Below are 13,583 nucleotides of genomic sequence, written 5' to 3'. Positions count from 1 at the left end.
CATTATTGGATTAAGTTCCTAAATATTTCCCGAAGTTTTTTTCTATTTTGAACGCTAAGTCCACCATACTGATGAATACCTAGCTCTTCCCATAACGGATTTTGAATAGAAAAGTCTAGCTGATTTAAGTAATTACTCAAACCTTCAAATGTGATATTTTTATTATGCATTTGTGCTGCCAATTCAATATGACCATTAAACATTCGATTTCTAAACATTAAAGAGTTTTTATCATTTAAATGTTCTTTATAAAATGCAAAAAGATACATCATATAGTCATTAATCACTTTGGCTACCTTTACTACCTCTATTCGACTTTCCAATTGAAAGCTACTTTCGATTGCATTTGAAAGCTCTGAAAAAGTAACGACTTCACCATATGAATATTTAATATTAGAACTTGAAGTGATCCTTCCCTTCAATTCCCCTTCCACCTTTAATTCAATCACCACTTCATCCGATAACTTATCTTTAGCCAATTCTTGCAATCTTGGTTTTGGAATCGGATTAGCTTTTGCCATATCTACTTGAACTCTTTTGCATTGTGCTTCTGTCATATTTGAAAAGATAACAATCATATTTCCCTCTAGTTCAGTCTTTTTCATATAGGCGTTATAAATAGAGAACGTTCTATGTGCACCATCTAATACATCCAATATAGTACCTTCTAACAAAGTCAGCGTTTTTTCCTTGTCATCATAAAATAATTCCACTCCTTCATTCCCTGTACCAACTTTAGCATTGTATCTCAAAGTAGAAGTAATCAAATCTCCATTTAAAGTTTGTTTTTCAATCTCACGTAATGATTTAGGATTTAGATTCATCACTTCTATTATTTCGCTTTTTAGCTTTTTCTTTTTTGCTTGTCGCTGAATATTGGGGTTATACATCGTAATACCACTCATCCACAACTTCCCAATGATTGCATTTGGTATCACTGCAGTGAATTCGTTATGTCCTGTTTTTATCACATTTTCAAAAGAATAAGGTAAACTGATAGTCTCTTCATAAGGTGACACTCTTTTATACAATCTTAATTCTTTGATTTCAGAAGGATTTAACCATTCCTCTATCCAATTTGAATTAGTTTCTTTAAGTTTTAAATTAAATTGTTCACCTAATAATAATAACTCAAATAAATTTGCTTCTTGTAATACATCTTCGTCGTTAATCATTTCTAAAATATTTCCGATATTTATGTTATGTCTATTGAGTTGAATAGCCATTTCATCTAAAAATAAATCATTCTGAACGATTAATGGAATTTTAGCTATAATCTCTTCAATTAATAATTCGCGGGTTTTACCAATTTTCAACGTTTACACTCCCTCGTTTTTCCATTAATTATCTAATTATTTCAATAGTACCATACGAGAAATTAAAATGTAACTATTATAAATGAATTAATTAAAGTTATAATCAATTGATTGAAACTTTGTTAAAAATTTTTAAAATACCTTTATATAGGTAGAAACACAGTAAATATGTATATCGGAAATTTTTTATAAATGAATTAATTAAAAATATGTTGAATAATTCTATGTTACGACTATAATAACATTAAGAGCGACTGAATTAAATGAAAGGAGACGATGTTATTGGCTCATCAAACAGCTAAAGATGCGCGATTCAAACAATTAGTATTATCAGATGAAACAGTAATTAAGGAATTATTGACGTATAGAGGTTCGATCGATGATACGTTGTTAAATGGAAACCAAGGAGGCTGTACGTCTAGCACTTTAAAAATGAATACGGATGTTATTAGTTTATTTATTGATTTAGATGAATTAATTAAAAAAAGTTTGAACGAGGAACAGATAAAATTACTTACCTACATAGCTAAAGACTATTCATACCATAAAATTGGACAGCTTTTAGAAATTCCTATTAAAACAGTGGGACGCAGACTATCTACCATTTGCTCACGAATAAAACAAGAAAATGATCGACAATGGAGAAAAACTGTTTATACGGAGAAATTGCATTTAAAATCGAAACGATGTAGCAAATGTAAAGAAGTGCTTCCTGCTACTGATGAATTTTATAGCATAAACAACAGTAGCAAAGATTTATATCATTCACAGTGTAAAAAATGCAAAAAGTAAGGGAAAAAATATTTGGGCGAAAATAGTAGTTTTTTAGATACACTAGTCAACTTAATAAGTAGAAGGAGCATTTATATGAAACTACAATTACCTCACGCTATCGTAGAGCTGAATGTAAATCTTCCAATTGAGGAAAGAGTTCAGTATATAAGATGTATGCTAGAAAATGAAAAATTAACTTATAAAGGCGAAGAAATTCCGTTAGAGTTATATTTTAGCATCACAGCAAATACATATAATACATTAATTCTATTGGACATGATAGGTTATTATTTAACAAAAGGTTATTTCACAAAAGAGGAATTACTTTTAGAAGAAGAGAATTTGAAGTTTATTAAAGAAACAAAAAAACGTAATAAAAGACGTAGAGAAATCACTCAATTACTTAAAAGCCAAGGGGGGCAGCATCGCTTGCAAGATAATTATGTACTATCTCATTATAAACAAAAGGAAATCAAAAAGGGATCAACAAGACATAACACTTTTTCAAATACTTCCTATTTAGAAGCTATTACTTTCGGCATTGAAGAGGTAGAAGAGGAGTAAGTTAAATAGATGAATTAATTTAAAAACACATAATGAAGGTTTCAAATGTATCTATGGCACTTTGCATGGATACATCATGAAGGTTTCATATAAAAATTTTCAATAAGTACATAATGTTTAAGCTTAAATTCAATAAATAAATAGTAGGTGATGCCATTGCATGAATTAATGTAAAAAAACAAACGAAACCTTCAGAAATATACCCTTCTCTTAGGAAGTGAGGACAAAGGAGAATGAAAATTGTAAATAATTTATCTACATTTTATCAACTATTGATAAATGATAAAAAATTACTTCGTTTACTATATTATTTACCAAAAGATGATGTAAACGACCCACTGGATGAGTCCAAAATTGAGGTATCTATGTTACCTGAAAAAGATCTTATTATAAACAATTTACTTGTAATTGGAGACAAAACAAACGATTTAACAATGGATTCTTCTTTTTGTCGAATATGTTTATATACCGGTTCACGAACACCTCAAAAACATTATCTTAACAAAACAAAACAATTTATAGATAACCCTTATTGTAGCACGCAACAATATATTTTCGATATTTATACACCCAATTCAATTAATAACGTAGATTTTCGACTTGATTGGCTGGGTGAAGCGCTTAATGAAGTACTATTTCATGGGGAACAAGGAGAATTAAATGAGTTGAGATTCCATAGTGGGATGCCACTATTAAATATGCCTAATGGTTTTGTAGGTTATCGTTGGACTTACATCCTCCCTTCCGACCAAAAAGCACGAGGTTATCAAAAATGAGCATTTCAACAATAAAAGCATTTGGCAAGCCCACCCCTTACAAGGGTTTACATCTTCATCCTATCCGAATGAAGGATGCTGATGAATTTTACGATTGTGTACAATGTTTACTTTTGCCTAAAAATGATTTTCAAGAACCCGAAGTCATTAGAATGTCTTATTTCATGTTTCTCCTAGCTCTCTCCCAAAATAAAGATGGTAATGATTTAATAGTAAAGCTATTGGCATTATACCGGCTGATCTTTAAAACAGAAAACATACAGTTAACTGTCAATGAAAAAGGTATGGCGTTTATTATTGTCGACGGAATTTCCTTACACGAACGTGACTTTGATAAAATCAAGACCATTATTAGTGAGCAAAACCTAATCGATTTAGATGATGAATTTATCGACCCAGATACTAAAAAAGCGATTCAAGATGCGCGTGCATTTATGGCTAAAAGAAAAACAAGACAAGCAGATATAGAGCAGCAAATAGTAGCCTATCATTGTAAATCTGGGCTCCCCTATCACGAAATACAAAACTTAACCCTTTATCAATTTCACAAAGGATTAGTACGTATGGATTATATGATTAGTAGCGATGCAATTTTAAATGCTCGTTATTCCGGTATGGTTGAATTTAAAAATGAGCAAGATCTCCCCCATTGGTTAGGACATATAGAAGAACCAAAGAAAAATGAAGATGTCATTATGACAAAAACTGCATTTGATAAACAAATGAAACAACTAGGACTTGATCCCAGTTTCAATAAAAAACAATAATCTAAAAGGATGGTAATTTATTATGACACAACAAAATCAATTTTTAACTTCAGTAGCAAATGTTCGTTTATTTGATCGTTTAACAGATGAATTAATTCTTAATGGGAAAACATTATTAAATTCATCAATGACACAAGCAATTCAAACACAAGCAATTCATGCAGGGAAAGGCTCTAAAAAAGTTTATGAACTTAACTACCAAAAAGAATTGACATTCTCCATTGAAGATGCCGCATTCGATACGGCTTATATTGCTTTGCAAAATGGGACAGAAATTAATCATCAATTAGCGGAATTCTATACAGATGAAATTATTTTACTTGATGAAAATGGGAAAGGATCGTTAACTGATACGCCTATTGGCAAAGTCCATGTGGAACAATTAAACGGCACGTTCTCCCAATCCACTCCAACTGGTAAAGATATCTCAATTCCAACTTTAGCTGGTAAAGAAGTGCAGGTTGTCTATGCAGTACAGGAAATGATGGATACGATTGAAATCTCAGCTGATTCATTCCCGAAAGCTGTGCGTATGGAATTAAATGTAGATATTCGCTCTAACAATGGGAAAACAGGTGAAGTCATTATTGAAGTGCCTAACTTTAAACCAAATGGTGCAGTGGAAATTTCCATGACGCACGAAGGTGTAGCTTCTTCTTCTCTTGCAGGTAGCTCACTGGCTGATAAAAAAGGAAACTACGCCTACATTAAACTTCGTAATTTAACGGATGAAAAGGTACAAGTTACAGCATTAGCTTCAAATCCTTCTCGTTTAGTTCTTGATTCAGCTGTTCCTGGAGATTCACAAAAAATCACTGTACTAGGTATTCGCGGTCCTGGTTACAGTAATGTACTTTTACAAAACAGTGATCTAACATGGACTTCAAAAAATCCAACAATTGCAACTGTCGATACTAATGGTGTTGTAACGTTAGGCGCAAGTGCTGCAACGAATGGCCAAACAGTTATTGAAGTAACAGATGGTACATATATTGAAACAATTACTGTAGATGTCATTTAAATAAATTAATTTAAAAATGGTAGAGAATATAATTCTCTACCATTTTTATTCTAAAAGAAGGAGTCGAGAAAATGGCTAAACGTGAAACGAAATTAACTTTAGTAGATATTCAAAAAAATGCTGATGAGCTAAACAAAAAGCAAAAGTTTTACATTGATAAAAATCTTGGAAAATTTATTTATTACTATCCAAAGTTCAGTAAACGCAGAAAAACAATGTTAATTAATGATTTAGCAAGTACATTTGAATATGTTCAACAAAACAACTTGGATTTCTTTAAAAATGACCATGAATTACAACACTATATTCTCTTTTTAATTATCAAACATTTTACTGAACTAAAAGCTGAACTGAAAGATAAATCAATTGAAACTCACTTTGCTACGATGCACAATCTAGTAGAGCTTGGCTGGTATGACCTATTCCTAATGGACATGTTCTCTGTTCAAGAAATCTCGCATGTTCTCGAAGAAATTAGTAAGCAATTCAATATAAGCATCCAGTTTTTGGAGCTCGAAAAGCTATTAATGAGTAAATTAGAATCCAATGCCAAAATAGAAAAATAAATAGTTAAAATTTTGAACTACTCCCCTACCTTTTTAGGTGGGTATTTGAACATTTTAGGATATTTATATATTCGTAGAAAATTAGATAAAACAAGAATACAGTTACTATTTTAGGGCTGTATTCTTGTTTTATCTCATATTAGGAGGGAAAAACTATTGAGTACTAACCGTACACGATCAAATAAACCAATGAATTTATTAGTCGCACTAGGAGTCAATGACGAAGTTTCAAAAAAGAATATTAATACCTACATAGAGAGATTAAAAAACATTAATACATTTACAGTAAACCTAGACGTAAAAGGTTTTAATACGAATCCATTTATGGAATACGAACAGCAAATTATTGCCCTACAACAGCAATTAAACACGTTAAATTCACAAATTCAAAATATTGGAAGTGAATCATCCCCTACCCTTTCACGATTTGAAGAATTCAAACAACAAATAACCACATCAGTAAATTCGATAGCTAAGTTTAATGAAGCAGTCGATGATAGCAATATAAATGTAAAACAATTTTATAAGCATTTAGCAAATATTCCTACTGGTGACTTACAATCACTAGAGCAACTCGTAAAGCAATTAAAAAACGAAGTAGAAAAAGTAAGTTTCAACCATTTTCAATTAAATGGTGTACAAGAAACTCAACAAAGTCTGCAAAATCTCGAAACAACATTATCCAACTTTTACGCATTATATAATGGCTATGCAAACAACACGGACTTTGAACAATTAACGGCTCAAATTACAGATTTAAACTCTCAGATTACAGACATTCAATTCGGTGAAGGTTTCAACATCGCTGGTATATCAGAAATCTCAAGCCAACTAGAAAAAATTAATCAAGGAATTATAGGTTTTAATAAAAATACAATAGAAACCGCCCAAAACTCTACTTCTCTTACTGATACATTAGTGGGTGCAATAGAAACAACAACCACACTGAAAGAGACCTTTTCAACCGCTGGCACAACTGTAGCGACGTTTGGAAGATCACTATTATCTGCAACAGGCATCGGCTTAGGCCTTATGGCTGTTGACTTTGTTATAGGGAAAATTAGTGAAAGCATCGCAAAAGCAAAGCAAAAGGCAGAAGATTTTAAAGCCTCTCAAAAAGAAATGCTGGATACTTATAACCAAAATTCAATTACAATCGATAGTTTAATTCCTAAATATGAACGATTAAGCGAAATTGTTAACAATGGGAATGCTGATAATAATACCCTTGCAGAGTATCGTGATATTCAAAATGAATTAGCTACGCTTCTCCCTTCACTAGCCACAGGTGAAGAAGAATATGGCAAGAAAATGGTGGGGTCAGTTGAATCTATTAAAATAAAAACAGCATTGTTAAAAGAGCAATTAGAAATTGAGAAAGAAATAGAAAATGCTAAATCTGAGGAAGATAAAACTAGAGTAAATTTCATTGAGGATAAATTAGATAGCTATGATAATCATAAGTCCAATATTGAAAGTAAACTTAAAATGTTTGCCAACATAAATGACTCTAATATCTACAAAAATGTAAGTCCCAATTATAAAATAGATTTTTTCGAGAAAAAAGAAAACTTTTGGGATGAAAATATACCTATTTATAACTCTGTTGAAAAATTGGAAAAATTACTTCCTGAGCTTAAAAATAAACTAGCAGATGCCAAAATAGGAGGAACAGAAGAAGATGTTAAATACTTAAATTCATTAATATCAAGTACAGAACGATACATTAAATTACTACAAGACCCATCTCTCGAATTAAATAAAGTATCCTCTGAAATAAAAACAGGCTATATTGAGAACTTAGAATCTATCATCAGTAACAATGAAAATATAAAAGGAAGTTCTATTGATCTAGCTCAAACGCTTAGTTCTCAATTAATTTTTTCATCGAATACAAGTGAAGTCCAAAATTTAAACTCTGCGTTAGAAACTTTATTTCAGAATACAAATGCTTCTGATTTTATAAATAATATTAACTCTCAATTCAGTAAACTGGAATATGCTTCTCCAGAAAAGTTTATAGAAAGGCAAAAAGAAGTAGAAGATTATTTCAACGGAATAAAAGATCAATTAAAAATAGCTTATCCTGATATAGATGATAGCAAACTAGCTTCTATTCAAGAAGGCTTAAAAAGACATCTTGGAAGTATAACTACTGATTACAATAAATATAAAAATGTAATGAATTCAACTGGCTTGTCACTTCACAATTTCACTTCAGGTGCTACAGCATCAGGCAATGAACTAGATAATCTTGCCTCCAAAATGAAGAACTATAAAGACGTGACTGAAGAATCATTAGGTATTTCAAGTACTTATGTAGATGCTTTAGATGATTCTTTATTTAGTTATGAAGCCTTAACAAATCAATTAGCTGGTTATTCTCAACAGACTTTAATAGATATTTTTAACAAAGAACAATTAACTGAAAAAGAACAACATGTAAAAGATTTATTAAATAATCGATACAAAATTATACAAGATTTAGCTTCTGTCTATCCAGAACTCATGAACAATGATTATAAATTTATTGGTCTTTCTTCAGAAAAAATAAATATGATGAGCGCAGAAAATAAGGCAAATGCTGCATTATTAAATGCCTATAGATTGTTTCGTGAAAATAAACTTACTGAGGAACAAAAAGCCACTCTTGATCTTGCACTTGAAACGAATAAACGTATTACAATTATTAATTGTGAGATTGCAGCACTTGAAGAAATAAGTGATAAAATAGACAACCCATCTTCTTCATCGGACATAACAAATCTACAAAATGAAATGAGTTATCATAGAACAGCTGATAAAGTAACTCCTAAAAAAGCTAAATTAGTTGATTTAAAAAAATTACAAATACAATACGGTGAAGAATTAAGCAAAATTGGTAATAATGTCGCTTCAGTAAATACAGCTGAAAAAAACGCTAATAAAACAACCCAACAATCCATTTATGTTACTGACAAATATAAAATGTCGCTAGAAAACCTAAATCTTGAAATTCAAAAGCAAGTAAAACTTCAATCTACTTTTCCTAAGCATTCTGAAGAATATCGAAAATCACTAGAACAGCAATTAAAACTAGAAAAAGATAAATTATCTATTATAGAAAGACAAGCCAGCTCCATTCAATCTCAAATCTCTTCATCAAAAATCAATAAAACCGGTGTGATTACAAGTAATGAATCGACATCAAATACTGCAAAAAAAATAAGTGGATGGTCGGGTAAAATTACAAGTTCTTACGGAGGACGTCTAGATCCTATTACTGGTCAACCAGATAAACATTCAGGTATAGATATATCAGCTAAAAAAGGGACCCGATTAGAAGCAAACGTATCTGGTACTGTCGTAAAAGCAGGTAACGCTGTAAAAAATAATGAAGATGATACATATGGAAATATTGTAGTCATTAGAGATGATTCGGGCATTGAACACCTTTATGCTCATTTAGATAAAACTGTAGCCAAAGTTGGTGAATACGTTCAAGCAGGGACCTATATTGGTGACATAGGAGAAGAAGGACGGACAACTGGTCCCCACCTTCATTATGAAGCGCGTAAAAACGGCCAAAAAATTGACCCAACAGCTTATTATAAAAATGCAAATTCAGGCACAATACCTGATTCATCAAATGTTACTGCAAGTGGACAACAAGCAATTGATCAAGCAAAATCTGAACTAATCAATTTGCAAATGGATATTTTAAATCAAAAAGAAGCGATTGCAAAATTAGAAAAAGAAATTATAGATGCTTACTTACTTCCATTCGAATATAAGAAATCTAATTATGATAAATTCCTTGAAAATAGTGCTAATCGTTTAAAGAAATATAAAGAATCATCAAAGGAGTACCGTAATGAATTAGATAAGCAAGCACAAGCTTTAATTGAAAAAAGGAAAATAAATGTTGCTGAAATTGAGCAATTAAAACAATTTATTAATAGTGGTCAACTATCCGCCTCTGTCGTCGATGAGTATACTGAAAAATTACACGAATTAGGGAAAATCAATAGCGAAATTGATTTTGCAATTGTTGATGTTGATACGGCAAAACTAGAGTCGTATGTAAACCTTGTAGAAGATCTAATCAATTCCTTTGAAGATAAACGTAAAACGAAAGATTCCGCCCTTGATTACGAGTATTTGGTTTTAAATGAACTCGATACTGCATCACTCAAATATCAACGATCACTTGAAAAAATTAATAAAACAATGAGTGAAAAACAAAACATTAATCGTCAAGAATTAAGTGATATTCAAAAATTAATTAATAATGGCCAATTATTTGGCGAGGCATTAACGAAAGCAAATGATAGAGCGACCGAATTAAAAACGGACATTAAACAACTCCAGCTTGATTTACAAAAAAATAATTATGAAATCATTATTAATATTAAAACCCAATCTGATGTAGCTATTGCCGATATGCAATTTGGGCAAGATAGAGCAGAAGCAATTCGTAAAATGTATGAAGAAGGTTCTGCAGACTATGCCAAATATACTGATATCATGCTAAAGCAGCAAAAAAAAATCGCAGAGAAACATTTAGAAACAAGCAATAATTTAGCTGAAGAATTAAAACGACAAGATATAACAATTGAAGATGCCAAGAAAACTGAAGATTTATTAAAAGCGGAAACTTTAGCTTATATTAATGCCACATTGGCAGTAAAAGATTATAAAAAACAGCTTGAAGAAGCTAATAAATCCAAATTAGAAAAAATTGCGAATGATTTAATTTCCGCATATAAAGATTATGTTCAAGAACGTAGAGATGAGCATATGAAATTAATTGAAGATGAAGTCAATCAAGAAAATGAAAAACATGAAAAAATCATGAATAATCTTCAAGATGAAATGGATTTATTTAGAAAGAATGTAGAGGATAAATTAAAGCTTCTAGATAGGCAAGAATCTGAACGTGATTATGAAATGGAAATAGGCGATATGGAAAAAGAAAGAAATACTGCCCAAAGCCAATATAACCTATTACTACTTGATAACTCACATGAAGCAAAATCTAAGCGAAAAAAACTGCAAGAACAACTAGCTGAAATTGATAAACAAATTGCCGAACGTAGACATGATCGAGAAATTGAATTACGTAAAGAGTCTTTAAATGATGCACTTGAAACAAAAGAAGAAGAAATAGACGAAAAAACCAAGCTTCAAGAGAATGAACATGAAAATGTCCTCAACAACATTAACCGTGAAAAAGAGTATTGGGAAAAACATTATAATGATTTACTTAATGATGAACGAAAGTTTGCACAATTAAGAGAAGACATTATGGCAAAAAACTTTGATAAAATTACTGCCGATTTCCAAGGATATATTAATGAAATGAATTTAACCATGCCAGGATTAAAAGATACAATGAATGGCACTATGGAAGCAGTTGGTATATCTATTCGTTTAAATGTTATAGACCAACTACAAGAAGCCTTAAATTTAATTGATAAATTTAAGGCTTCACAAGTTGAATCAAATGGTTTACCAGAAGGCTATAATCCTGAGATTGATAAAAATTACGGCAATGGTACTTCATCAAAAGGGAATTTATCTGAAGCACACTTAAAAGTGCTACTAGGAAAATTTTTAACTGATAATGTCGCGAATATGTTGACAGGTGCTGAAAAGGAACAAGCTCATTATAAAGGGAATATTTATGGGGAAGCAGGTCGCAACCAAGGAGCTAATAATATTTCAAAAGATATTAGTTTTGATTCTGCGATATCTGGACTAACTCAAGCTGAGATGGAAACTTTAAAAGCATACTTTAAAGAACAATCTAATATTAACGATGGAGCCTATTCAAAATACTTTAATCAGTTTTTAAATGGTGGTGCTATAGGTGGCTCTTCTGAAAACTCCTATAACAATGCTTCTAAATATGGTATTGGTGCTTCAATAAGCCTAGGAGATTCTAGGGTGTTAACTGCTAAATACTTTAAGGATGTGTTGGTCGACCAAATTAGTGACCCTATACAGCAACAAATATTACGTAATACTGCTGATAATATGGCTAAAGCTGGTAGAGATCAAGGTTCAAAAATCCAGACGAATGCAGGTTACAGAGAGATAACTAATACTTTAAATGCAACTCAAAAATCCCAATTAAAAAATATGATGCAAAATTACATAGAATTTATTCAAAACCCTAAATTACAAGATTATTTTCGAAGTCATATAGCATCATTAGATTCAGGCGGGTATATGAATTGGTCTGGAAGTGGTATTGATGGTAAAGGTGGTAAAGCAATCATCGCACATCCAAATGAAATTATGTTAGATTCGGCAGATACTAAAGGTTTGTTTAACTCCATTAATGTCATGGATAAAATTTTTAGTGCCCTATCCCCTTCTTCATTCCGTTTGCCTGAAACGTCAATGTTAAAATCTTATCATTCTGAAGGGGCTACATACGGCAACATAAACATTGAATTCAATATCGATAAAATGAATGGCGATATGAATGATCTTAATAAATTTAGCAAAATGATTAACGATAACTTACTACGTAAGAAAGGAATGAGAACTTAGTGTTAGAATCTATTCATTTTATGTATGATCATATTTCATCAAAGGATATGGGCGTTTATATTGGATGGTCTTCGGGTAAATTATTCGAAGAGAATTTTTTACCGCAACGTCGCATTATCGAAAAGAAAATCGCCAATAATGAAACACCTTACTTTCAGAGAGTGGAACATGATCCACTCTCTTTTACATTGTCTTTTTATATTGATGATTGGGTTAATGCGCACGACTTGAGAAAAATTGCACGTTGGCTCTTTCAGCCCTATTACAAGCCACTAGTCTTTGATTCTAATCCTAATCGAGTGATGTATGCACTTGTAGAAGGTGATTCTCAATTAATTCATAATGGGCTCAAACAAGGATTTGTCGAGTTAACTTTCCGATGCAACTCCCCTTATAGCTATTCTCATGAACAAATAATAGATAAAGTCGCGTTCAGAGAAGCTAATAAGCGCTATCTGCTAAAAGATGATACCGCTACATTTGCGGAAGGACAATTGTATAATATGAAACTCACTTCCAATGGATTAACTATCGATGAACTAACGAACACTTGGGGCACTTTATATGCAAATACTTTAAGATGGAGTGATATTTAATGGAAACTACAACTAAATTGGACTTAAAAATTGTAACAGAAGATACCTTTGAACAAGATGATATTAAAGAGACCATTATCAACTATGGTAAAAATTTTTCTAAGCTGGAAAAATACTTGAAATCTACAGTACAGTCTATTGAAGATTTAAATGAAAATACTTTCTACGCAATCGGTCATGTGATATGGAACAAAACACCTGCCATTGGGAGCCATATTGGCTGGGTTGCCACAAGAGAAGGCATTCATGCTAAATCGAGAATAAGGAATAAAGAATATGTGGTTGGCGAGTTAATAAAAGCTGTTCCAGATAATGGTGGTTTGTACGAATGTGTAGTGGATGGTAGAAGTTCAACTAGCTCCCCTACCTACCTTACTGGATTAAATCAAGAGTTCTACGATACAAACGGAAACAATTGGCGCAAAGAATATAACTATGAAGTAGGCGATATTATTTATCCTACTAACGGTAATAAACAATACTACTATATTTGCGAAACAGCAGGATTGTCTTCAACAACTGAACCTGAATGGACTGCTATTCAAAATGGAATTACATCTATTGATGGCTCTGTCGTTTGGCGTAAAGCAAAAACAATTAAATGGAAACGGATTGGCAGTAGCTGTGAGTTCAGACCGTTTGGCAAAATTGAATAGGGGTGCT

General features: G+C 31.7%; 10 protein-coding genes. 9 read left to right on the top strand and 1 reads right to left on the bottom strand.

All coding sequences use genetic code 11. The features are described 5' to 3' along the window. Nucleotides 1-2 precede the first annotated feature (2 nt). Nucleotides 3-1,316, bottom strand: coding sequence for a ParB N-terminal domain-containing protein (locus T479_RS07025; RefSeq protein WP_025219053.1), 1,314 nt, complete (start codon nt 1,314-1,316; stop codon nt 3-5). A gap of 282 nt (nt 1,317-1,598) precedes the next feature. On the opposite strand from T479_RS07025, the gene T479_RS07020 reads away from it, so the two are divergent. The 9 genes from T479_RS07020 to T479_RS06980 all read left to right on the top strand — a co-directional run bounded on the left by T479_RS07020 (nt 1,599) and on the right by T479_RS06980 (nt 13,576). After that, complete coding sequence (locus T479_RS07020) at nt 1,599-2,108, top strand: hypothetical protein (protein WP_025219052.1); 510 nt, start codon at nt 1,599-1,601, stop codon at nt 2,106-2,108. A 75-nt stretch (nt 2,109-2,183) separates the two neighbouring features. Next, nucleotides 2,184-2,654: a hypothetical protein gene (locus T479_RS07015; protein ID WP_025219051.1), complete on the top strand. Its 471-nt coding sequence runs from the start codon at nt 2,184-2,186 to the stop codon at nt 2,652-2,654. Between the two features lie 233 nt (nt 2,655-2,887). Beyond that, entirely contained in the window at nt 2,888-3,430 is a 543-nt protein-coding gene (locus T479_RS07010; protein ID WP_025219050.1) for a YomW family phage-derived protein, read from the top strand. Next, nucleotides 3,427-4,197, top strand: a complete 771-nt coding sequence (locus tag T479_RS07005; RefSeq protein WP_025219049.1) for a hypothetical protein — start codon at nt 3,427-3,429, stop codon at nt 4,195-4,197. Before T479_RS07010 ends, T479_RS07005 begins: the two co-directional genes overlap by 4 nt. Before the next feature lie 22 nt (nt 4,198-4,219). Then, nucleotides 4,220-5,218, top strand: a complete 999-nt coding sequence (locus tag T479_RS07000) for a YomU family phage tail tube protein (RefSeq protein WP_025219048.1) — start codon at nt 4,220-4,222, stop codon at nt 5,216-5,218. Nucleotides 5,219-5,289: 71 nt separating this feature from the next. Continuing rightward, nucleotides 5,290-5,784 (top strand): YomO family phage-derived protein, encoded by a 495-nt coding sequence (locus T479_RS06995; protein ID WP_025219047.1) that lies wholly within the window; start codon nt 5,290-5,292, stop codon nt 5,782-5,784. Between the two features lie 156 nt (nt 5,785-5,940). Next, the gene (locus T479_RS06990) at nt 5,941-12,324 is read left to right on the top strand and encodes a peptidoglycan DD-metalloendopeptidase family protein (RefSeq protein WP_025219046.1); all 6,384 of its coding nucleotides are present in this window, start codon (nt 5,941-5,943) and stop codon (nt 12,322-12,324) included. Next, nucleotides 12,324-12,920: a distal tail protein Dit gene (locus T479_RS22760; protein WP_025219045.1), complete on the top strand. Its 597-nt coding sequence runs from the start codon at nt 12,324-12,326 to the stop codon at nt 12,918-12,920. Before T479_RS06990 ends, T479_RS22760 begins: the two co-directional genes overlap by 1 nt. Then, nucleotides 12,920-13,576: a hypothetical protein gene (locus tag T479_RS06980; protein ID WP_025219044.1), complete on the top strand. Its 657-nt coding sequence runs from the start codon at nt 12,920-12,922 to the stop codon at nt 13,574-13,576. Before T479_RS22760 ends, T479_RS06980 begins: the two co-directional genes overlap by 1 nt. Nucleotides 13,577-13,583: the final 7 nt, after the last annotated feature.

Source organism: Lysinibacillus sphaericus, from assembly GCF_000600105.1.
GTDB lineage: Bacteria > Bacillota > Bacilli > Bacillales_A > Planococcaceae > Lysinibacillus > Lysinibacillus sphaericus.
The sequence above is the reverse complement of the archived record's forward strand: the minus strand, read 5'-3'. Positions and strand labels throughout refer to the sequence as shown.

What these genes read in the sequence shown, in the direction of transcription:
- T479_RS07010 (WP_025219050.1), top strand. Translation starts at nt 2,888, where the DNA reads ATGAAAATTGTAAATAATTTATCTACATTTTATCAACTATTGATAAAT.
- T479_RS07000 (WP_025219048.1), top strand. Translation starts at nt 4,220, where the DNA reads ATGACACAACAAAATCAATTTTTAACTTCAGTAGCAAATGTTCGTTTA.
- T479_RS06980 (WP_025219044.1), top strand. Translation starts at nt 12,920, where the DNA reads ATGGAAACTACAACTAAATTGGACTTAAAAATTGTAACAGAAGATACC.
- T479_RS07015 (WP_025219051.1), top strand. Translation starts at nt 2,184, where the DNA reads ATGAAACTACAATTACCTCACGCTATCGTAGAGCTGAATGTAAATCTT.
- T479_RS07005 (WP_025219049.1), top strand. Translation starts at nt 3,427, where the DNA reads ATGAGCATTTCAACAATAAAAGCATTTGGCAAGCCCACCCCTTACAAG.
- T479_RS06995 (WP_025219047.1), top strand. Translation starts at nt 5,290, where the DNA reads ATGGCTAAACGTGAAACGAAATTAACTTTAGTAGATATTCAAAAAAAT.